The sequence below is a fragment of the Rhodococcus sp. (in: high G+C Gram-positive bacteria) genome (genome assembly GCF_049299235.1).
Lineage (GTDB): Bacteria > Actinomycetota > Actinomycetes > Mycobacteriales > Mycobacteriaceae > Rhodococcus.
Genome location: NZ_JBAQXC010000243.1, coordinates 1 through 19,545, shown reverse-complemented (window position 1 = coordinate 19,545; position 19,545 = coordinate 1). Strand labels below are relative to the sequence as shown.

The 19,545-nt window shown below is 67.7% G+C and carries 18 protein-coding genes and 1 pseudogene; 10 read left to right on the top strand and 9 right to left on the bottom strand.

The genetic code is table 11. The annotated features are described in order from the left end of the window. From WAX14_RS14500 to WAX14_RS14490, 3 genes and pseudogenes are all read left to right on the top strand, one after another. A pseudogene (locus WAX14_RS14500) lies at window positions 1–676 on the top strand (DNA polymerase Y family protein); the annotation flags it as partial. A gap of 30 nt (window positions 677–706) precedes the next feature. Then, window positions 707–1,465: an alpha/beta fold hydrolase gene (locus WAX14_RS14495; RefSeq protein WP_422628754.1), complete on the top strand. Its 759-nt coding sequence runs from the start codon at window positions 707–709 to the stop codon at window positions 1,463–1,465. A 4-nt stretch (window positions 1,466–1,469) separates the two neighbouring features. Next, window positions 1,470–2,384: an exodeoxyribonuclease III gene (locus tag WAX14_RS14490; protein ID WP_422628751.1), complete on the top strand. Its 915-nt coding sequence runs from the start codon at window positions 1,470–1,472 to the stop codon at window positions 2,382–2,384. A gap of 107 nt (window positions 2,385–2,491) precedes the next feature. Here WAX14_RS14490 and WAX14_RS14485 read toward each other — a convergent pair whose 3' ends face one another. The 3 genes from WAX14_RS14485 to WAX14_RS14475 form a co-directional block, all read right to left on the bottom strand. Next, a complete protein-coding gene (locus WAX14_RS14485; protein WP_422628750.1) occupies window positions 2,492–3,286 on the bottom strand; it encodes a hypothetical protein in 795 nt (264 codons plus the stop codon). A gap of 178 nt (window positions 3,287–3,464) precedes the next feature. Next, complete coding sequence (locus WAX14_RS14480) at window positions 3,465–4,250, bottom strand: hypothetical protein (RefSeq protein ID WP_422628749.1); 786 nt, start codon at window positions 4,248–4,250, stop codon at window positions 3,465–3,467. Continuing rightward, window positions 4,247–5,878, bottom strand: coding sequence for a hypothetical protein (locus WAX14_RS14475; RefSeq protein WP_422628748.1), 1,632 nt, complete (start codon window positions 5,876–5,878; stop codon window positions 4,247–4,249). The genes WAX14_RS14480 and WAX14_RS14475 overlap by 4 nt, the downstream gene beginning before the upstream one ends. A gap of 238 nt (window positions 5,879–6,116) precedes the next feature. On the opposite strand from WAX14_RS14475, the gene WAX14_RS14470 reads away from it, so the two are divergent. The 5 genes from WAX14_RS14470 to WAX14_RS14450 all read left to right on the top strand — a co-directional run bounded on the left by WAX14_RS14470 (window position 6,117) and on the right by WAX14_RS14450 (window position 10,093). Continuing rightward, complete coding sequence (locus tag WAX14_RS14470) at window positions 6,117–6,638, top strand: hypothetical protein (RefSeq protein ID WP_422628747.1); 522 nt, start codon at window positions 6,117–6,119, stop codon at window positions 6,636–6,638. 10 nt (window positions 6,639–6,648) lie between these two features. Next, window positions 6,649–7,530, top strand: coding sequence for a sucrase ferredoxin (locus WAX14_RS14465; RefSeq protein ID WP_422628746.1), 882 nt, complete (start codon window positions 6,649–6,651; stop codon window positions 7,528–7,530). 207 nt (window positions 7,531–7,737) lie between these two features. Continuing rightward, window positions 7,738–9,273, top strand: coding sequence for an FUSC family protein (locus WAX14_RS14460; protein ID WP_422628753.1), 1,536 nt, complete (start codon window positions 7,738–7,740; stop codon window positions 9,271–9,273). 77 nt (window positions 9,274–9,350) lie between these two features. Continuing rightward, complete coding sequence (locus WAX14_RS14455; protein WP_422628745.1) at window positions 9,351–9,839, top strand: DUF2975 domain-containing protein; 489 nt, start codon at window positions 9,351–9,353, stop codon at window positions 9,837–9,839. Then, window positions 9,839–10,093 (top strand): helix-turn-helix domain-containing protein, encoded by a 255-nt coding sequence (locus WAX14_RS14450; protein WP_422628744.1) that lies wholly within the window; start codon window positions 9,839–9,841, stop codon window positions 10,091–10,093. Before WAX14_RS14455 ends, WAX14_RS14450 begins: the two co-directional genes overlap by 1 nt. 7 nt (window positions 10,094–10,100) lie before the next feature. Here WAX14_RS14450 and WAX14_RS14445 read toward each other — a convergent pair whose 3' ends face one another. Both WAX14_RS14445 and WAX14_RS14440 read right to left on the bottom strand, forming a co-directional pair. After that, the gene (locus WAX14_RS14445; RefSeq protein WP_422628743.1) at window positions 10,101–10,226 is read right to left on the bottom strand and encodes a hypothetical protein; all 126 of its coding nucleotides are present in this window, start codon (window positions 10,224–10,226) and stop codon (window positions 10,101–10,103) included. 21 nt (window positions 10,227–10,247) lie between these two features. Continuing rightward, window positions 10,248–12,371, bottom strand: a complete 2,124-nt coding sequence (locus tag WAX14_RS14440) for an MMPL family transporter (protein WP_422628742.1) — start codon at window positions 12,369–12,371, stop codon at window positions 10,248–10,250. Between the two features lie 295 nt (window positions 12,372–12,666). On the opposite strand from WAX14_RS14440, the gene WAX14_RS14435 reads away from it, so the two are divergent. Further along, window positions 12,667–13,587, top strand: a complete 921-nt coding sequence (locus WAX14_RS14435; protein WP_422628741.1) for a D-isomer specific 2-hydroxyacid dehydrogenase family protein — start codon at window positions 12,667–12,669, stop codon at window positions 13,585–13,587. Between the two features lie 23 nt (window positions 13,588–13,610). Here WAX14_RS14435 and WAX14_RS14430 read toward each other — a convergent pair whose 3' ends face one another. The 3 genes from WAX14_RS14430 to helR are packed head-to-tail and all read right to left on the bottom strand — an operon-like array spanning window position 13,611 to window position 17,657. Then, entirely contained in the window at window positions 13,611–15,113 is a 1,503-nt protein-coding gene (locus WAX14_RS14430) for a DUF222 domain-containing protein (RefSeq protein ID WP_422628740.1), read from the bottom strand. Window positions 15,114–15,149: 36 nt separating this feature from the next. Further along, entirely contained in the window at window positions 15,150–15,443 is a 294-nt protein-coding gene (locus WAX14_RS14425) for a DUF6191 domain-containing protein (RefSeq protein WP_422628739.1), read from the bottom strand. A gap of 33 nt (window positions 15,444–15,476) precedes the next feature. Beyond that, window positions 15,477–17,657: an RNA polymerase recycling motor ATPase HelR gene (helR, locus tag WAX14_RS14420; RefSeq protein ID WP_422628738.1), complete on the bottom strand. Its 2,181-nt coding sequence runs from the start codon at window positions 17,655–17,657 to the stop codon at window positions 15,477–15,479. A gap of 187 nt (window positions 17,658–17,844) precedes the next feature. Here helR and WAX14_RS14415 point away from each other — a divergent pair, with 187 nt between their 5' ends. Further along, complete coding sequence (locus tag WAX14_RS14415) at window positions 17,845–18,468, top strand: class I SAM-dependent DNA methyltransferase (RefSeq protein WP_422628752.1); 624 nt, start codon at window positions 17,845–17,847, stop codon at window positions 18,466–18,468. A gap of 24 nt (window positions 18,469–18,492) precedes the next feature. Here the strand turns inward: WAX14_RS14415 and WAX14_RS14410 are convergent, their stop codons facing one another. Next, complete coding sequence (locus tag WAX14_RS14410; protein WP_422628737.1) at window positions 18,493–19,461, bottom strand: TIGR00341 family protein; 969 nt, start codon at window positions 19,459–19,461, stop codon at window positions 18,493–18,495. Window positions 19,462–19,545 lie beyond the last annotated feature (84 nt).

The window sequence follows — 19,545 nt, the reverse complement described above, 5'->3', positions numbered from 1 at the left end:
GCGCTGCGCGCAGCCGTTGACCCCCGACGGCACCGCCGACCGGGTGCGTTGGCAACTCGACGGCTGGCTCACCGGACGCAGCCGGGACCGGCCCGCCGTGGACCGCGACACCGGCATCGAAGTGTTGCGGCTCGAACCGGTGGAAGTGGTGTCGGCCGGTGCGCTGCAACCGGGGTTGTGGGGCGGTGTCGGCGACGGGGAGGAACGTGCCCGGCGTGCACTGGTGCGGGTGCAGGGCCTGCTCGGCGGTGACGCCGTGCTGACCGGGGTGCTCAGCGGTGGTCGGGGGCCGGGTGAACGCATCGCTCTGGTCCCGGTCGGCGACGAGCGGGTAGCCGCGTCGAACCCGGATGCGCCGTGGCCGGGCAGGCTCCCGCCGCCCGCCCCGGCCCTGGTACTGCCCGTCCCGCCGTCGATCGTGTTGCTCGACGACACGGGAGTCGCGGTCACGGTGACCGCACGGGGTCTGCTCAGTGCGGCGCCGGTGTCACTGCGGTGGGGAAGCCGCGGATGGCACGTGGTGGGCTGGGCCGGACCGTGGCCCGTCGACGAATACTGGTGGGACCGCGCCCAGGCGCGGGCGGTGGCGCGACTGCAGGTGCTGCTCGACGGGTCGCGGGCGCTGCTGACGATCCACACCCCGGACGGCTGGAAGGTGGAAGGTGTCTACGACTGAGTAGTCTCGGTAACCGTGGAATCGGTATCCGTGGAAACCGTGATGACGGCCGAGCCGACCGGTGTGACGATCGCCTACCGCGACTCGGCGCCGAACGGCCGCGCCCATCCCGTTCCGGTGGTGCTGGTCCACGGGATGGGCGGCGACGGTCGCACCTGGGACCGTTTCACCCGCAGTCTCGTCGCCGCCGGACGTCGGGTCGTCACGCTCGACCTGCGCGGACACGGTCGCAGCGCCCGCGCCGGGTCGTATCTGTTCGGTGAGTTCGCCGCCGACATCGAGGCTCTGTGCGGCCACCTGAACCTCGGCACCGTCGACCTCGTCGGTCATTCGCTCGGTGGCCGGACCGGTTCGCTGCTCGCGCAACAGCGCCCGGACCTGGTGCGCCGTCTCGTGCTCGAGGAGTCGCCGCTGCCCCTGCGTGCCGGCGACCCGGTCCCGGTGCTCGCCTCCCGCCGGCCGACCGTCGCGGAACTGTGGCACGCCACCACCAGCCTGGCGCGCAATCCGCGCGCGACGATCGTGTTCGACCGGTCGATGACCCCCTCGGCCATCAAACAGTTCCACACCCCGGACCCAAGGTGGTGGCAGCGACTCCCCGACACCACCGCGCCGGCGCTGATCCTGCGTGGCACACGCCCCGGCAGCATGGTCGACCCGGCACTGCTCACCGAGGCGGCAGCGGCGCTGCCACGCTGTACCGTCCGCGGCATCGCGTGCGGCCACAGCATCCACCGCGACCGCTTCCGTGACTTCGAAGCGGCCGTGGTGCCGTTCCTCATGGACTGAAGCCGTGCGGATCGCGACGTTCAACATCAACGGCATCCGCGCGGCGCAGCGCCGTGGATTCGAGGACTGGCTGCGCGAACGCGACCCCGACGTGGTCGCGGTGCAGGAGGTGCGGGCCCCGGCCGCCGCGATACCGCCGGGCGTGTTCGGCAAATACCATTTCACCTACGACGAGGGCATCCTCGCCGGCCGCAACGGGGTCGGCATCCTCACCGCACAACCACCCGCCGCGGTGCGCACCTGGAGTGGGACCGCACTGGTGCGCGCACCCGGCGAGGAGCACACCGATCTGCAGAGCCTCGACCCGGTGCCGCTGGCACGGGGCTTGGGGGAGTTCGCCGACCAGGGCCGGTACCTCGAGGTCGACCTGGCCGACGCGCCGCTCACCGTCGCATCGCTGTATCTGCCGAAAGGCGGCCTGCCTGCGCATCTGCAGAAGCCGGGACGGATGCGGGAGGCACCGGACGGTGGCGCCCGATACGACCGCAAGATGCGGTTCCTCACGGCGTTCACACGGCAGGTGACCAGGTCGCGTCGCGCGGCGCGGGCGCAGGGCCGGGAGTTTCTGTTGATGGGTGACCTCAACGTCGCACACACCCGGTACGACGTGCGGAACTGGCGGCGCAGCAACCAGGCCGAGGGATTCTTGCCGGAGGAACGCGAATGGTTCGATTCGCTGCTCTCCCCGCGCACCCTCGTCGATGTCGTCCGCAGCAGGCATCCCGGCGTCGACGGTCCCTATTCGTGGTGGTCGTGGATGGGGCAGTCGTTCACCGGTGATGTCGGGTGGCGGATCGACTACCATCTCGCCACCCCGGGCCTGGCGCGCACCGCGACCGCTGCGGGTACGGATCGGGAACCGTCGGCGGATCGCCGGATGAGCGATCACGCGCCGGTCGTCGTCGACTACGACATCTGACTCCGCAGTCGCTTACGGGGTGGACATCCGCGCGCTGCCGGCGCTGGTTGTCGGCGGCTGTCAACTGTGCGTGCGGATGCAGGTACGGGACGGTGAAGGCCGTTTGGTCAATTCGGTTCACCGATCTCGATGGGCCAGCCGGGGACCGGTGTTTCGACGACGGGTGCGGCCGTGAGAACGTCGCCGGAATCGGCATCAGGGTTGAGCTGTGGTCGATCTCGTAGACAACGCTCTTGGAGTTCTTGGTCTTCTGGTTTGCTGGACGAGAACACGGCGTCGAAGTCTTGATGGTCGCCGAAACTGTCTTCTACAGTCCAGCCGTCGAATACATTCCAGGTCGGGAAGGCTGCGCGCGTGGTCGGGTCGACCGGTGGGGAGGCGGGCGCATCGGTCGTGCGTGCGACAGTGATGACTATGACTCCGATGGCTGTCTCCCGGACGGTCCATGTGTTTCCAGTGGGTTCCGCGACACCAGAACGGTCTTCGCAGATGACGATTCGAGTAACGGTGCGACCGCGGGTATCCCTTACAGGGCGGACGTCGAAAATGTGGTCGTCGATGGTTCCGACTCGGGGGAAGGCTATTGTGCTGGAGGATATTCCGTGCCGGAAGAGATCTGGAAAGCCCGGGTATGTTGCGTCCAGAGTTCCGGTACTCCGAAACATGTTGTCCGATTCTCGAAAAGCGCGAGCGACCTGAACTTCCAGGGCTTCGAGGTCTATACCTTCGGGAGCGAACCAGCGATGGGTCAGGGACTCCGAGTCTGCGCGGTGTCGGCTGGGTTCGGTCGTCGCGGTCTCAGATAGTCGAGTGTTGTGATCCGATTCCGGACTGCTGCACGAGGTCAATATGATCGTTGCGGCAGCGCATGCGGCGATAGTCCTGTAGGTCATGGTCACCATTCGTTCACCACGCGAGTCGATGGGGCGACGTCTGCGCAGCTCAGCGTGTACCTATCGATGTAGTCGTCGAGATGGTCGACGTCGAACTGCACTTCGATCGCTCGCGATGCGGCCTGTGAAAGACATCCAGCGGACTGGGCGACGGCGCCCTGGCAGTACCGGAAGTTTCGGCTTGTTGTCATCCTGATGCACCGATCTCGGTGGGCCAGCCGGGCACCGGTGTTTCGACGACGGGTGCGGCCGTGAGAACGTCGCCGGACTCGACATCAGGGTTGAGACGTGGTTGTGCATAGAGGCACTGTCGGAGCAGTGCGTCGCTGTCTGCGCTACCGACAGTGGGAGTGAAGTCCAGGTTGCCGAGCGTATCCGTGATCGTCCATCCGTCGAAGGCATCCCAGGTGGGGTAAGGAATTCGCCGGGTGACATCGACAACGATGGGAGTGGTGGAGTTCTCGGTGGCGGATACCAGGAGAACTATGAGACCGCCATTTGTTTCGCGAACGGTCCATGTTCCGCCGGTGGGTTCGGCGGTTCCGGAGCGATCTTCACAAAAGGAGACGTGCGTGACCGCATGTCCCTGGCCGTCGTCGACGATCCGGACGTCGAGGACATGCTCGTCGATCGTTCCCGTTCTCCTGTACGGATTGATGTGGTGTGCAACAGGTCCCTGATACAGGTCGCCATAACCTGGGTAACCCGAATCAATTTCGCCCGTACTCCAATAGAGATTGTTGGACTCATGGTAGGCGCGTACCGCCTGAATGGCAGGTGCGTCGAGATCAACGTCGACAGGTGCGAACCAACGGTGGCTCAGTACTGCAGCATTCGCTGCGAAGGTGTCGCTGTTCGGTTCGTGTGCCGGAGTCGGAACGGCGTCGTGACTCCCGCCGGCGGTGCCGGCATCGCACGCGGTCGGAATCAGGATCGAAAGAGCGAGAATGAATGCCTTGGATCTCGTGCTCACTTCACCTCGATCAGGTGTATGGATGGAGTGACATCTGCGTAGCTGACGATGTACTCGTTCGTGTACCGATCGATGTAGTCGGTACCGAACTCGGCCTCCATTGCGTTCGAGACCCAGCGCCGAATCGATTGGGGAGACGAAGTTATTTCCGATTGGCTTCCGTGTTCGTCGAGGATTCCGGTCTTCTGAAGCGCATCGATCGCTTCCGGACTTCGCGGTGCCCCGTATTCGTCCATGAGGAACCGTAGGATGCGTATGTCGTTGTGGGCCGAAAGTTCTGAAGAATTCACCGTGAACGCGTAGTTCTCCGTCGGTGTTTCGGGGTTGGTGAAGATGTCCCGGACAGTGGGGTTGAACATGTCCACCCCCATTCCCACCGTGAAGTTCGCGGGCAGGAACGAGGCGACCGCATTGCGCATCATGGTGTAGCCGACGTCGTATGCCTGGTTGCGTCGTTCGGCGACGAAGTTCGCAATGTTCTCCTGGTCCCGCGACTGTTCGAGCGCGGCTCCGTAGATGCCGGTGTCGATCAATGCCTGGATGTGCGCGGTGTTTCCGGCGGCGGCCGTATCGGGTGAGATCGTCCCCCACCTGTCGGGCTCGACGAGGCTGCGCACGAATGCGCGATCGTAGGTTTCCTGGAAGGCGAGCGCACCGCCCATGAACGTCGTGTTGGCGTCCTGTCCGGTCGCCATCAACGAAAACACCCGCTGGGCATGGACGAACCGCTTGTCGCCGGCGTCGCTCGATTCGAGCGCGCGGGTTCCCCATTCGCTGCTGCCCGTGTCGATGCCAGCAAGGTGCGGGATGTAGCCGACGAGACCTCGGCTCGCAGCGTGCAGCAGTTCCGGATTCACTTCCCCGAGATTCGAGGTGGCCGGCCCGTGCATGTCCATGAATCGTTCGTAGTGGTCGGGATCGGAGAGATAGGTGGCGAGCCCGAGTGCTGCCCGATCCGCCCGGTCACGGCGATCGTGGTCGGCGGGGTCGGTGTGGTCGGTGGCCGCAGCACTCGGCTCGTCGACTGCTGTTGCCTCGTCGGTCATCCACGACGTCAGTCGGCCGAGGGACGCTCCGTCGTCCTGCCACTCGTGGGTGAACAGTGGGCCCAGGACCGCGTCGCGGCGTGAATCGGGTGTTCCGTCGCCGTCGAAGTCGTCGGCGAGGATCCGGGCGTTCGACTCATTGTTGCGGGCGGCGACGTCCAGCAGTGATTCGCCGGTATCGGCCGGGAACCGATATGCCGAATCGGCGACCGCTGAACGATCCGAAGCATCGGACAGCGCGACCTGGGTCGCGGCTGATTCGACGAGTTCGACCCCCAGTTGTGTTCCGGGCACACCGTCCGACGCTGCGACGTACCGCCAGAAATCGTTCTGGAGCCCGACCCGTCGCGCGTAGTCATCGCCGGGATCGTTCAGCATTGCCGCGTGCGCGGCGGCTGCGGCTCCGGCAGTGCCTTCCAGCCGCTCACGTTCGAACGGTGACTGTGATTCCAGGAACTCGGGAAGTGTCGCCGGTGGCGGCGCTGTCGGGTCCAGCCGGACGAGTTCGCGGACGTCGGCGGGGAGTCGTTCCCACCCGCCGCGCTGTCCGTCGAGCCCCGCGGCCGTCAGGTTCGACAGCAACCGGCCGACCTCGTCGGCGTCGAGTGTCCAGTCGGAGAGCAGCGAAAAATCGCCGAGACCGACTGTATGTGGTCCAGGTCTGCTTCGATCGAATCCGGCACGTTCATCCCCCCCGAGATATGCGGTAGTGGTTGTCGACCATAGTGCACAGCGCGGATTCACGCGCAGTCCGGGAGCATGCTCGAAACTGACGAACTACGGCGACATCCCCGCGGTGACGGGCACTACCATCGTGCACATGGCTCTCACCGGATCGGATCGTCGGTTCCTCGCCTGGACCGCGATATTCGTGGTATCCCAGGTCAACATCGCCCGCGTCGCCGGATCCACCGCGCCGACAATAGGCACAATCCAGACCACGTTCTCGGCGGCGAAGTACCGGAAGATTCTCGACAACCTCGAACCCGAGGAATTGCAGCGCTACCGGCAGCACTACTACTGGGACATGGTGCACCCCTTGACCTTCGCGTTCGCGTTGCGATCCGGTGCGCGATCCCTCGCCGACCGGCGTCCGATGACACCGGGAACCCGCCGGGTTCTCGCGGTGGCGCCGGTGATCGCCGCGGCGGGCGACTACGTCGAGAACATCGCCGGACTGCACCTGCTCGACCACCGCGACCGCATCGACGACACCACGGTCCGGGCCGCCTCGACGATCAGCGTCACCAAATGGGTGCTGGCGCTCGGCTGCTTCACCTATCTGTCCCAGGGATTCCTGCGCGTGTGGACCCGGGCGGGAATCCGGCGGCTCCGCGGGTGACAATGGCCGGGTGACCGTCGCCGCCCCGATCTGCTCCGCGCTCTCCGTTCCCGACGAGCCGCTACCCGGCACCGCCGCCACGGCAGCGGGCTATGTGTGCCTCGAGGTGCCCTCCGGGTGGGGCCGGGACGTACTCGACGGCACCGCTCTCGGGGCCGAACTCGCCGCGGACCTGTCCGCCCGCGCCGACACGGCGGGGGTGCGGATCCTGTTCATCCGCCGCCCCGGCCGGGACGTGGAGCGCCCGACCCGCACAGTGCTGATCACCCGCACCGAACCCGGCGGCACGTGGTGCGAACGCCTCGAGGTCACCGACCCCGCCGAACTGCTCGACGTCGTGCCCCGGGTCGTCGCCGGACCGGCTCCCCTTCTCGGTGCGGCGGTGACCACCCCGCTGGTGCTGGTGTGCGCGCACGGCAAACGCGACCAATGCTGCGCCGTGCAGGGCCGCCCCATCGCGGCGGCGCTCGCAGAACAGTTCGGCGACACGGTGTGGGAATGCTCGCACACCGGCGGGCACCGTTTCGCGCCGTCGATGATCCTGCTGCCCACCGGCTACACCTACGGCCGGCTCGACGCCGCGCACAGTGCCGAGGCCGTACGCGCCGCGGTCGCCGGCGAGGTGTACCTGCCGGGATTGCGGGGGCGCAGCACGTGGACGGCGGCCGGTCAGGTCGCGGAAATCGCGGTACGCGAACTCGAGGCCGCCCGCGGCCGTGACCTCGAGGCCATCACCGTCGACGACGCTGCCGCGCCGATCGTGCGGCACCGCGACGGCCGCGCCTGGCGCGTCGACGTCGAGGAACATCAGTTGCCGCCGCGGCCCGCGAGTTGCGGGGCCGCCCCGAAGCCGGTGCGCCCGGTGGTCGCCTCGAAGATCACCGCACTGTAGGTCGCTGCACTGTAGGTCGCTGCACTGTAGGTCGGTGCTGTCGGTGACCGCGCCGTCGCGAGTGACATCCGCCTCATCCGGCGTCGTCGATTCGGGGACGGAACCGCCCGGCTCCTAATCTGAACTGTTGTGTCCCGTACCGAAAACCATCTGCCGGCCGGTGCGGTTGATCTGCCGCTTCCTGCCCCCGCGGCGGCGTGGACGACGATGGTTGCCCTCGCGCCGTCGGTACGTCAATGGCCGCGGGTCGTGCGTGCGGCTGCGACGGTGGCGATCCCCGGGTTGGCCGGTGTCGCCGCAGGCGCCGGACCGGTGTCCGCGATCGCGACCATCGGGGCGTTCGCCGTCGTCTACGGCGAAACCAGGCCGTACCGGGTGCGCTGGCGGGTGGTGACGATCATCGGGTGTGTGCTCGTCGCGTTGGCGGGACTCGGCGCGGCGGTCGGGTCGGTGGCGCATCGGTTCGTTGCCGCCGGTGGATCGGTGTGGTGGCCGATGCTCGTGGTTCTCACCATGTCGGTGACCGTGGCGGTGTGTGCGTTCGTCGTCGACGCGTTGCGGCTCGGGGCGCCCGGGGCGTTCCTGATGTTGTTGACTCTGGAGATCGCGTCGATGCTGCCCATGATCGGGGTGTCGGTCGCCGCGACGGTGGGGTGGGCGGCGATCGGGGCGGTCACCGCGCTGGTGGTGGCGATGTCCGGGGTCCTCGTCCGTCCACGCACTCCGGAGCGGACGGCGGTGGCCGCTGCGGTTGCCGCCGTCGAGGCCGTGCGGGAAGAGAATTCACCGGCGCATCGTCGTGCTGCGGTGCACGATCTGCATGCGGCGTGGCAGTGCCTGCACGATGCGGGGCTCGTCGGATCGCGGCATCCGCTGGTCCTGGCTTTGCAGATCGCGCACGCGCGGTGCGCGGCCGTGCTGCACGGCGTCGATCATCACGAGGCCGATCCCGAGGACGACCTCCGCCCGCTGGTCCCGCTGCGTCGGCCGTCGGTGCGTCACCGTCTGGTTCGTGCCGCGCATCCGGGCAGCCGGTCCGTCACGATCGTGGTGCGTCTGCTCGTCGCCGGCCCGGTGGCCGGGGGAGTCGCGGTCGCGGCGGGATTGGGCCGGCCGGATTGGGCGGTCGTCACCGCCGCGATGATTCTGCATCAGGGACCGGACCGGATCCTCGGCACCTATCGCGCGGCGCACCGCTTCGTCGGTACCGCCCTGGGACTCGCGCTACTCGCGGCACTGTCGTTGTTCGACGTGCGCGGCGCCGCGCTCATCGTGGTGCTCGCCGCGCTGATGGCGGGTATCGAAGCATATCTGGTTCGCAACTACGGTCTTGCGATGGTGTTCATCACCCCGCTCGCGATCCTTCTCGGTGCGCTCGGCGCCCCCGGAAATCTTGTCGTGTTGTCGCTGGAACGTCTTGTCGAGACCGTGATCGGCGTGGTCGTCGCGCTCGCGGTGTTGTGGGCCGTGTCGCCGCGGGCGCACCGCCGGATCCTCGTCTACGCGGATCGCCGCGTAGCGGGGACGGTCGACCGGCTCACCACGGTGGACGATGCCCGTGAGCGTGCCGAACTGCGCCGCGACCTCGAATTCGATTTGCACGCGTCGACCACCGCCGCGATCACCGCCGCCCACACCGAACCCGCGTGGACCGCGCGGCGGTGGCCGGACCATCGGCGGCTCCACGAACTCGGCTACCGGATCCTGACCGAGCAGCGGACACCCGGCGCCACCGGAAACTGAAATTCCGAATATCGAAGTATTTGTGAAATCTATCGTTTAACGATAGATTTCTGCTGCACTTCGATTGGGAGGCTTGCATGGGAAATCTTGCTGTTCTGCCGTTGCGGGCGGTCATCGCCATTGCGCTCGCCGGATCGTTGTTCGTGCAGGCCGTGATGGTGCCGCTGTTGTGGGTCGACCTCGACGACGCCCCCGCCGCCGTGCGGATCCCGGTGATCGTCATCGTGCTGCTGGGAATTGTGACGCTGCAGGTCGTCGGGGTGTGCGTGTGGAAACTGCTGACGATGGTCCGGAGAGGGACGGTGTTCTCTTCCGCGGCGTTCCGGTACGTCGACATCGCGATCGGGGCGATCGCCACCGCGTCCGTCCTCACCTTCGGGCTCGCCGTTGTCCTGGCACCCGGTGAAGCGGTCCCGCCCGGAATGGTCGGCCTGGTCTGCGGCGAATCTCTGGTCGTCGCCGGTGTCGCGCTGCTGGTGTTCGTGTTGCGCATGCTGCTCGCACAGGCCGTCACGGTGAGTGCGGAAGCCCGGCACCTTCAGTCCGAACTCGACGAGGTGATCTGATGCCGATTGTCGTCGACATAGACGTGATGCTCGCTCGCCGCAAGATGGCCGTTGGCACCCTCGCGGCGCGGATCGGTATCACTCCCGCGAACCTGGCAGTGCTCAAGAACGGTCGCGCCAAGGGCGTGCGCTTGCGCACCCTCGCCGCGCTCTGCGAAGTCCTCGAATGTCAACCTGGCGACCTGCTTCGCTGGGAACCCGACGACTCCGCGCCGGCACCTGCGGGCGACGACGCGGAGTCTGCCAGGATCTGAGCGACGATCACGAGTCGCGCAGCCGGGTCAGCGCCGCGTCGCGCCGTGTCCACAGCACGGCCTCGTCCGCCACGACGATCATCACCGGCGCTGCCGCGGTGATCAGCAGACAGATCGACAGGGGAACACCCACCGCGCCCACCACGCACCACGCTCAGTGTCCGATACCTACTTTCGCGTGCACCCGCTTCATCCATGCCGGCGCCCACCAGTTGGCGTCGCCCATCAGCTTCACGAGAGACGGAACCAGCAGCATCCGCACCACCGTCGCGTCGATGACCAGCGCGAGGATCATGCCGACACCGAGGAACCGCATGATCGACAAACCGGAAATGGTGAACGCGCCGGTGACCACGATCAGCAGCAGCGCCGCTGCCGTCACCACCCGGCCGGTGCGTTCGGTCCCGAACTTCACCGCTTCCTCGGTGGTCGCCCCGGCGGCGCGGGCCTCGACCATCCGGGACATGAGGAACACCTCGTAGTCGGTGGACAGGCCGAACACCACCGCCAGGATCAACACCACGAACGACGGTTCGAGTGGACTCGCGGTCACCCCGAGCAGTTCCGCGCCGTGCCCGAGTTGGAACACCCAGGTCAGCACGCCGAACGTTGCGGCGAGGCTCAACGCGGCCATCGCGACGGCCTTGAGCGGCAGTACCACCGACCCGAACGCCAGAAACAGCAGTATCAGCGTCGAAACCACCATGATCGCGATCATCACCGGCAGCCACTGCGCGATGGCGGCATTGCCGTCGTCGACCATCGCGCGGTTACCGCCGACGAGCAGTTCGGTTCCGGCCGGCACCTCGACGGCACGCAACTCGTGGACGATTTCCCCGGCGCGGGCGGTGCCGTCGACACCCTGCGCGTATACGGCCTGCACGATCGTCACGTCGGCGTTCGACGCGACCGTCAGCGCCTGCGCGATGCCGTCGACCCGCGCCGCCGCGCGCGACACCTCGCTGACCGCGGCCGGTGACGGCGGGGTGCCGTCGGTGCCGCGGAGCACGAGTGTGGCGCCGTTGCCGGTGGACGGGAAATCGTCGAGCAATGTCTGCGTCGCGACCCGGGCCGGGGCGTTCTCCGGGAGCGCCGTGTATTCGACCTCCCCGAAGGAGGCCCGCAGCACCGGAAACGCGAGCACGAGCAGTCCAGCGACGATCGTGACGGCGACGACCGCGGGTCGGCGCATCACCGCGACGACCACCGAACCCCAGAATCGTCGGGCACGGGCTTCGCCGCGGTGTGCGGCGTTCTTGTTCCACGTCAGCGAATTGATCCGCGGGCCGAGGATGGCGAGCAGCGCGGGGATCGCGGTCAGTGAGAGCAGCGCCGCACTCAGCACAGCGGCGATCGCACCGAGACCGAGGGACCGCAGCACCGCCTGCGGGAACACGAGCATGCCCGCGAACGCGCAGATCAACAGCAGACCGGAGAGCATCACGGTGCGGCCCGCGGTGAGGATGGTGCGGCGGGTGGCCGCTGCCGTGTCGGCGCCGCCGTCGAGTTCTTCCCGGAACCGGCTGACGATGAACAGTCCGTAGTCGATGGCGAGGCCGAGGCCGATCAGCGACGTGACGTTCAACGCGAACGAACTGACATCGGTGATCATCGTGAGCAGGCGCAGTGTCGCGAGCGCGCTGAGCACGGCGAGGACCCCCACGAACACGGGGACGGCGGCCGCGGTGAGTCCACCGAAGATGATCACCAGCAGTGCGAGTGTGATGGGGATCGCGATGGCTTCGGCGCGCAGCAGGTCACGCTCGAGCGTCGACGTGAAGGCCACGGCGACCACCGACGTTCCCGCGAACTGCGATTCGATGCCCGGTACCTCGAGTTTCGGCAGCAGCGAATCGAACGTGCCGACGGAGACACCCGCGTCGGGGGACAAGGTGATGGTTGCGGCGACGCTGCGGCCGTCCTTGGACAGCAACAGTTGGTTCGCCGGAGGCGCCGCCGACCAGTAGGTGTTGATCGTCTGGGTGGGCACTTCGGCGGCGAACCGGTCCAGCACCGCGGTGACCTCGGGTTCGATGTCGGCGACGGTCCGGCCCTCGGGGGCCGTGTACATCGCGACGATATCGGTGGTCTGCGGACCGAAGTTCTCCTCGACGATCACTGCGGCCTGGTACGACTCACTGTTCGGATCGTAGAACCCGGCCGACGACAGCTTCCCGAATACGCCGGTGCCCCAGGCTCCGGCCACAGCCACGATCAGGACGGCGAGTCCGAGGACCCACCATCGCCGGGTGACCACGGTCGTGGCCCAGCGGTTCATGCGCGCTCCCATCCGTCAGGCCGACGACACCGGGAGGCGCGTCGTGCCTCAGCGACTGTAGTGGGAGCCGCCGGGCCGCCGTGTCGGCGGCAGTGGTGGGTGGGCAGCGGTGGGTGGAAATGTAAAAGGACCGGCACACCCGATCGCCTCTCGGCGGGTGGCGCAACGCGGTTCCAGCCGAACGGTATTCCGCGAAGGCAATAATTTGAGCCCGGGGGATTCGAGGTGTGCCGATCCGAACGGGATCAACGCGGCGTCGCGCGCCGATATTCCCACCGGTCGATAGTGTTGGTGCATGCGCGTTCATCTCGGCCCCGGACATGACGACCATCTCGCCGCCGCGATCATCGACGGCGGCGGCACCCTCACCTCACTCGACGACGCCGAGGCGCTGATCTGGCACGGCGACGTCGACGAGTTTCCGGCGCTGCCGCCCGGTGTGCGCTGGGTTCAGCTCGCATTCGCGGGTATCGAACCGTACTTCCGTGCCGGAATCATCGACACCGACCGGGTGTGGACCAACGCATCCGGGGTGTATGCCGACAACGTCGCCGAGTACGCCGTCGGGGCGTTGCTGGTCGGACTGCGGCAGTTCCACGGTTCGATCACGGCCGCTGCCCGGCCGGAGCAGCGCTGGCAGAAGCAGGCGCTCGATCCTCGGGTCCGCACGCTGTACGGATCGACCGTCGCGATCGTCGGGTGCGGCGGCATCGGTCGCGCGATGATCCCGCGGCTGCGCGCGTTCGGTGTCGACGTCGTCGCCGTGAACTTGTCCGGTCGTCCCGTCGACGGGGCATCGGTGACGTTGCCCGCGAGCCGCACCTCCGAGGTGTGGGCGACGGCCGATCATTTCGTTGTCGCGGCACCCGCGACCGCCGACACCGACCGGCTTGTGAACGCAGAAGTGCTCGATGCGATGCCGGACACGGCATGGCTCGTCAACGTCGCGCGCGGCAACCTCGTCGACTCGGATGCGCTCGTCGAGGCGTTGCGCGACGGAAAGATCGCGGGTGCGGTCCTCGACGTCACCGATCCCGAGCCGCTGCCCGACGACCATCCGCTGTGGGCACTCGACAACGTGGTGATCACCCCGCACATCGCGAACACCCGCACCGGGCTGAACGCGACGCTGGCGCCGACGGTGCGTGAGAACGTCGCCCGATTCATCGCGGGGAAGCCGCTGATCGCGGTCGTCGACCCCGGCGCCGGTTACTGACGTTCATTCTCGGGGGCGATCCTCTACGGATCGTCGGCGCCGCCGGCCGGTTCCCGCCTCCATCGCCGGCGGTGTTCGCGCAGCTCTGTTTCGCGGCGAGCACGGTAGTGCGCGAGCGCAGCCGACAGCAGGTCACCCAAGTGGTGCCGATGATTGACCCGAGGTGTCTGTTCGGGGTCGAGGTGCGGCGGCGGAATCCATTCGGTGCGGCCCGGATACTCGGCATTCGCCGGCGCCACACGGGTTTTCCAGCCGCCCGGTCCGTCGTGTACCAACGCATGACAGGAGTCGCACGCGAGGTCCTCATTGGTGATATCGGTGAGACCACCGTCCCTCCACTCGGTGAGGTGATGCACCGCGGTGAGCGTGGCCGGGGCGTCGCAACCCGGGCGGGTGCAACCACCGGACGCGGCGATCAACGCGAGCCGCTGATCGGCCGACGCCAACCGTTTCGCACGTCCGAGGTGCAGCGGCCGGCCGTGGTGATCGAAAACCACCAGTACCGGATGAGCGTTCTCGGCCATCCGTAGTGCGTCCCGGATCGGCACCGAACCACCGGAGGCGGTGGTCACGACACCGGTCGACTCCTCGAGTTGCCCGACGCTCATCGTCAGGATCGCCGTGACCGGCAGCCCACGATGACTGCCGAGCGCACCCGACGACAGGATCTTCCGCAACGCCACCGTCAGCGCGTCGTGATTGCGCTGCACCGCCGTTCTCGTGTCCCGCGCCGCGGCCTTCGCCAGCGCGTCGCGATCGAGGGTTTCGGATTCGACATCACCGCGCGGCGATTCGGGATCGTCCGGGTTGTTCATGCCCGGCCGGGCGAGCTTCGCCAGCACCGGTTCGAGCAGCGCCCGGGTTTCCGGGTCGAGGAGCCCGGAGATCGGCGTCATCAGGTCGGCGCCTTGTTTCCCGATCCGCAGGCCACGCCGGCGTGCGCGCTCCTTCTCGTCCGGGACGTCGCCGTCCGGATTCAGATATGCCAGCAGGTGCGCGCCGAGCTTCAACAGATCGTCGGGCGGAACCGAACACGCGGCATCGGCGAGGATCTTCTCGGCGACGGTGATCTCGTCGAACCCCACCCCGCGCGGAACCTTCCGCATGATCTTCGCGACCGCGGCGACGTGGTCGGCTCCGATCAGCCCGGCCCGCTGGGCGGCGGCGGTGGCCGGCAACTCCACCGGCATGTCGCCGCCGTCGGATGCGTGCCAGGTCCCGGTCTTCTTCGCGCCCTTCACGCGCCGGGCGGCATCGGCGCCGGAGATCCGCAGCGTTCCGATGAGGAAATCGTTGATCGACCGGCAGCCGAGATGCCCGGGGATCATGCGTTCGGTGGTTTCGACGACCAGGCGGTGCCCGACCGCGGTGGCTGTGCGCAGCGATGTTTCGAGGCGGTGCAGGACCTCGACGATGTCGTCGTCGGACAGGCCGGAGAGGGCGTCGCCGAGCAGACCGTCGACGGCCTCGTCGAGGGCGGTCAGCCGCGCCTCGATCGTGTCCCCACCCACCCGATCCGAAAGCATGTTCGAACCATAGCGGGACCTACCGACACCTTCGGATCAGTCGCCCGGGTTGCGCAGTCGCACCGTTCCGGCGTCGAGGTCGACGCCGAGCGGGTCGGCGCCCGTGCCCTGCTCCTGCCGGGAGGTGCGCTGCCGCTGCTGTTCCTCCGCGACATGCTGGTACGACGGCGACAGCAGCGTCTGGAACTCGCCGAACACGCCGCCGCCTCCGCCACCCTCGGGCTTGCGTTTGCGCCAGTAGATCAAGCCGCGCCGCTCCGCGTACAGACCGGCTCGGTCGATGAGCAGCGCGACCACGACGACGAGCGCAAGCCAAATCGCTGCGGACATGTGGCCTCCCGAGTTCGGTTGTCTCCGCCGAGCCTACGCGGCGGTGAGCGCGGCCAACGCCGCCGGCAACGGGTCGCTGTGCAGCACCCCGAGCCGCTGAGTGGCGCGGGTGAGCGCGACATACAGTTCGGCCGCGCCGCGCGGACCGGCGGCGACAATCCGTTCCGGCTCCACCACCAGCACCGCGTCGAACTCGAGCCCCTTCGTCTCCGACGCCGCGATCGCACCCGGCACATCCGGCGGGCCGATCACGACGCTGGTGCCTTCGCGTCCGGACTCGGCGCGGACGAACTCCTCGACCGCCGAGCCGATCTCGTCGCGGGCAACTCGTCGGGACCACGGCGACACACCGCACGCGCGTACCGACTCCGGTGGGATGGTGCCGGGCGCGAATTCGGTGAGTAGCGCGGACGCGACGGTCATGATCTCCGCCGGTGTGCGGTAGTTCACCGACAGCGACCGGTACAGCCAGCGGCCGGGCACATACGGTTCGAGCATTGCACCCCAGGACGATGCCCCAGCGGTCGAACGACGCTGCGCGAGGTCGCCGACGACGGTGAACGACCGGCTCGGACAACGCCGCATCAGCACCCGCCAGTCCATCTCGGACAGTTCCTGGGCTTCGTCGACCACGATGTGCCCGTACGTCCAGTCCCGATCCGAGGCAGCGCGTTCGGCGAGGTCACGGGTGTCGCGTTCGACAAAGCGTTCGGCCAGATCCTCGGCATACAGCAGATCCGTCGCGAACAGGTGGTCCTCGTCGTCCATATGGTCCTCGCGGCCCGTCATCAGATCGAGAACACCTGCGGCATAGTCTGTTTCCTGTGTGCGTTCCGCTGCGGCCCCGTCGGTCGTGCCGATCGCGCCGATCGCGCCGATCGCGTCGACGAGTTCGTCGAGCAGTGGCACATCCGATACGGTCCACCCGTCGCCGCGTTCGCGCAGCAGCGTGGCGTCGCCGCCGGCCGCGTGCAAACGTTCGGGTGACGAAAGTAGTTCCGACAACAGCGTTTCCGGTGTCAGGGCGGGCCACAGGTCGTCGAGTGCGTGGGTGAACGTGTCGTTCTCGGCGAGTTCCCCGCACAGATCCTCCCGCATGTTCTCCCACGCCTCGCGGTCGTCGCGGGTCAGCCAGCCCCGGCCGATCCGCGCGATCGCCCGTTCGGTCAACGCCCACGTGACGACCTCGGCATACACGGCCCGCGCCTTGTTGTGCGGCAGACCGCTCGCCCGCGCCTCCTCCCGCGCCCACTGCGCGATCTCGCCGTCGAGTCGCATCGTCACGTCCGTCAGTTCCACGATCACCGGTTCCTGCGGTAACCGTTGCCGGTCCGCGATCGCGGCGGCCAGAACGTCGAGGATCGTCGCCGAGCCCTTGATTCGGGCGGCCTCGGCGGTGTCCTCCGCGGTGATGTGCAGACCGGGAACGAGGTCGCCGGTGGTCGCGAACACCACGTTCGTCTCGCCCAGCGACGGCAGCACATGGGCGATGTGATTCAGGAACGCCGGATTCGGTCCGACGACGAGCACCCCGTGCCGTTGCATCCGTTCCCGTTGCGTGTACAGCAGATACGCGACGCGGTGCAGGGCCACGACGGTCTTGCCGGTGCCCGGGCCACCCTCGATGACGAGTACCCCGGAATGATCGAGCCGGATGATCGCGTCCTGCTCGGACTGGATCGTCGCGACGATGTCGCGCATGCCCTCCCCGCGCGGTGCGTTCACCGCTGCGAGCAGCGCCGCATCGCCCCGGCCGCCGCGTTCACGGCCGTCGGGGCGGCCGAGAATCTCGTCGGTGAATTCGACGACCTCGCGTCCGCGAGTCCGGAACTGTCGTCGCCGTCGCATACCTTCCGGGTGGGAGCCGGTCGCGACGTAGAACGGGCGTGCCGCCGGTGCCCGCCAATCGAGCAGCAGCGGCTCGTACCCGGCGTTCGCGTCGAACAGGCCGATGCGGCCGATGTAGGAGTGTTCCCCGGTCACGGCGTCGAGCCGGCCGAAGCACAGTCCGCCCTCCGCGACGTTCAACCGCTGCACTTCCCGGGCCAGCGTCCGCACCTCGACCTCGCGATCCACGAGGGTTCCGCCGGTGCCGCGCAACGCGGTCGCGTACCTGGTATTCGCCTCCGCCCGCTCGGTATCGAGCCGCGCGTACAGGCCGGCCACGTAACGGCGCTCCGACTGTAGTTCCTCGTCGTAGTCCCGAATCGTCATGTACAGCCCCACCTTCTCTCGCCACCGCGGTCACGTGATCGGCCGCGGCCAGCGATTGTGCACCCTCTCCGGGGCCTTGCCGCAAGGCCCCGGGTGCGCGATACAATGAAGGTGCGAGAGGCGCAGCGCCTCTCCTTTTTCATATCCGCGGGTGTCGCGTCCGGCCTTCTTCTGGGACGATCCGGTGATGGATCAGCCCGGGTACGACGCGATTGCAGACCTTTACGCCGATACCTTTCCCGCCACGTACATGACGGCGCTCGAGCGCGCCGTCGTCGCGGCGTTCGCCGAACTGGTGCACGAGAGTCCCGTCGCCGGGGTCGTCCTCGATGTGGGTTGCGGCGTCGGCCACGTCGCCGCCGACCTCACGAACCGCGGCCTCGACGTGATCGCCGTCGATCCGAGCGGGGAGATGCTCCGGGTCGCTCGAAGCCTGCACCCAGCGATTCGTCTCGAGCAGGACGACGCGCGACTCGGCAACGTCGATCTCGACGGCCGCGCGATCGCAGGGATCGTCGCTCGATTCAGCCTGATCCATATTCCGCCCGACGACATTCCCGGCATTCTTGCCGGGTGGGCGGAGCGGGCCTCGCCGGGTGCGGTGCTCGCGGTCGCGGGCCAATCCACGGACGTCGCGGGGGAGATCATCGAGTTCGACCATGCCGTCGCACCGGCATGGCGGTGGCATCCGGACCGGCTCGCCGCGGCGCTCACGACCGCGGGGTTCGACGAGATGTGGCGGACGGTCAGCCGCCCCGGCGCCGGATTCCAACGGTTTCCCGAGGTTCACATCGTGGCGCGCCGGCGCTGACCGGGCGTCCGGCGAGTCATCGACTCACTCGGGTTCGACACGGGACCCGACGGTGTGCACGACCTGAAGTTCGGGATCCCACGGGAGTAGTGCGTCGACGGAGTCTTCGAGTTCGGACAGTGGCGGCAGATCGGCAGGGCCGAGTACCGACACGGTCACGGTGTCTCCCTGCCACGTCACATCGGTGACCTCGGCGCCGGGTGTCGATCCGAGCCATTGTTGTGCCGCATCGGAAACCTGCTGTGACCACAGGGAAGCGAGGGAATTGACGACCATCGGCACGGCGACGACGATCAGCGCGACCGTCAATATCGCGTACGCGCGGCGGTGCCGCGACCCTGCGCCGTCCTCGTGGGCGTACCCGGCGGCGACGAGGACGACGGCCGCGGTGATGATCATGGCGACGACGTTGGAGGCGAACAGGACGAATGCCCCTGCCGCCAGGGAGCCGGCTCCCGAACCCAGGCACACACCGACGACGGCGAGCGGAGGAACGAGGGAGATGGCGATGGCCACGCCCGGTAGCACGTCACCGACATCGCGGCGGGTCACGGCGATCGCGCCGACGAGTCCGGTGGCGAGCGCCGCGATGAGGTCCATCAGCGTCGGTGAGGTCCGCCCGAGTACCTGCGAGTTGCTCAGCACGGAACCGGGATTCGGAAGCAACTGAGCGAATACGACGCCGAGTAGAATGACCAGCACGATACCGGCGGCGATGTAGAGCAGACTGCGAACGATCAGCGATCCCCGGCCGACGGTGATGCCCAGTCCCACCCCGAGTATCGGAGTCGACAAGGGTGCCACGATCATTGCGCCGATGACGGTGGCCGTCGAATCGCTCACCACTCCGGCGACCGCGATCACCGCCGACAGGGTCAGCATCACCCAGAATGCCGACCGCTTCGCCGCGGGATCGCCGACGGACAGATCCAATCGGTCCTCGAGTTCGTCGAGGTTGCGGCGTTGGCTCGGGGGAATCACCACGTGCAGCATTCGCGGCCTCCTGTCGGGAGCCATCATGCCCGGTTCAGCTGCCCGCCCGTGTGCCTTTCGGGCCCTGGGAGGGGCCCGAAAGGC

Excerpts from the sequence above, each read along its gene's own strand:
- WAX14_RS14485 (WP_422628750.1), bottom strand. The coding sequence starts at position 3,286 with ATGGTGACCATGACCTACAGGACTATCGCCGCATGCGCTGCCGCAACG.
- WAX14_RS14470 (WP_422628747.1), top strand. The coding sequence starts at position 6,117 with ATGGCTCTCACCGGATCGGATCGTCGGTTCCTCGCCTGGACCGCGATA.
- WAX14_RS14460 (WP_422628753.1), top strand. The coding sequence starts at position 7,738 with ATGGTTGCCCTCGCGCCGTCGGTACGTCAATGGCCGCGGGTCGTGCGT.
- WAX14_RS14455 (WP_422628745.1), top strand. The coding sequence starts at position 9,351 with ATGGGAAATCTTGCTGTTCTGCCGTTGCGGGCGGTCATCGCCATTGCG.
- WAX14_RS14450 (WP_422628744.1), top strand. The coding sequence starts at position 9,839 with ATGCCGATTGTCGTCGACATAGACGTGATGCTCGCTCGCCGCAAGATG.
- WAX14_RS14440 (WP_422628742.1), bottom strand. The coding sequence starts at position 12,371 with ATGAACCGCTGGGCCACGACCGTGGTCACCCGGCGATGGTGGGTCCTC.
- WAX14_RS14435 (WP_422628741.1), top strand. The coding sequence starts at position 12,667 with ATGCGCGTTCATCTCGGCCCCGGACATGACGACCATCTCGCCGCCGCG.
- WAX14_RS14430 (WP_422628740.1), bottom strand. The coding sequence starts at position 15,113 with ATGCTTTCGGATCGGGTGGGTGGGGACACGATCGAGGCGCGGCTGACC.
- WAX14_RS14425 (WP_422628739.1), bottom strand. The coding sequence starts at position 15,443 with ATGTCCGCAGCGATTTGGCTTGCGCTCGTCGTCGTGGTCGCGCTGCTC.
- helR (WP_422628738.1), bottom strand. The coding sequence starts at position 17,657 with ATGACGATTCGGGACTACGACGAGGAACTACAGTCGGAGCGCCGTTAC.
- WAX14_RS14415 (WP_422628752.1), top strand. The coding sequence starts at position 17,845 with ATGGATCAGCCCGGGTACGACGCGATTGCAGACCTTTACGCCGATACC.
- WAX14_RS14410 (WP_422628737.1), bottom strand. The coding sequence starts at position 19,461 with ATGCTGCACGTGGTGATTCCCCCGAGCCAACGCCGCAACCTCGACGAA.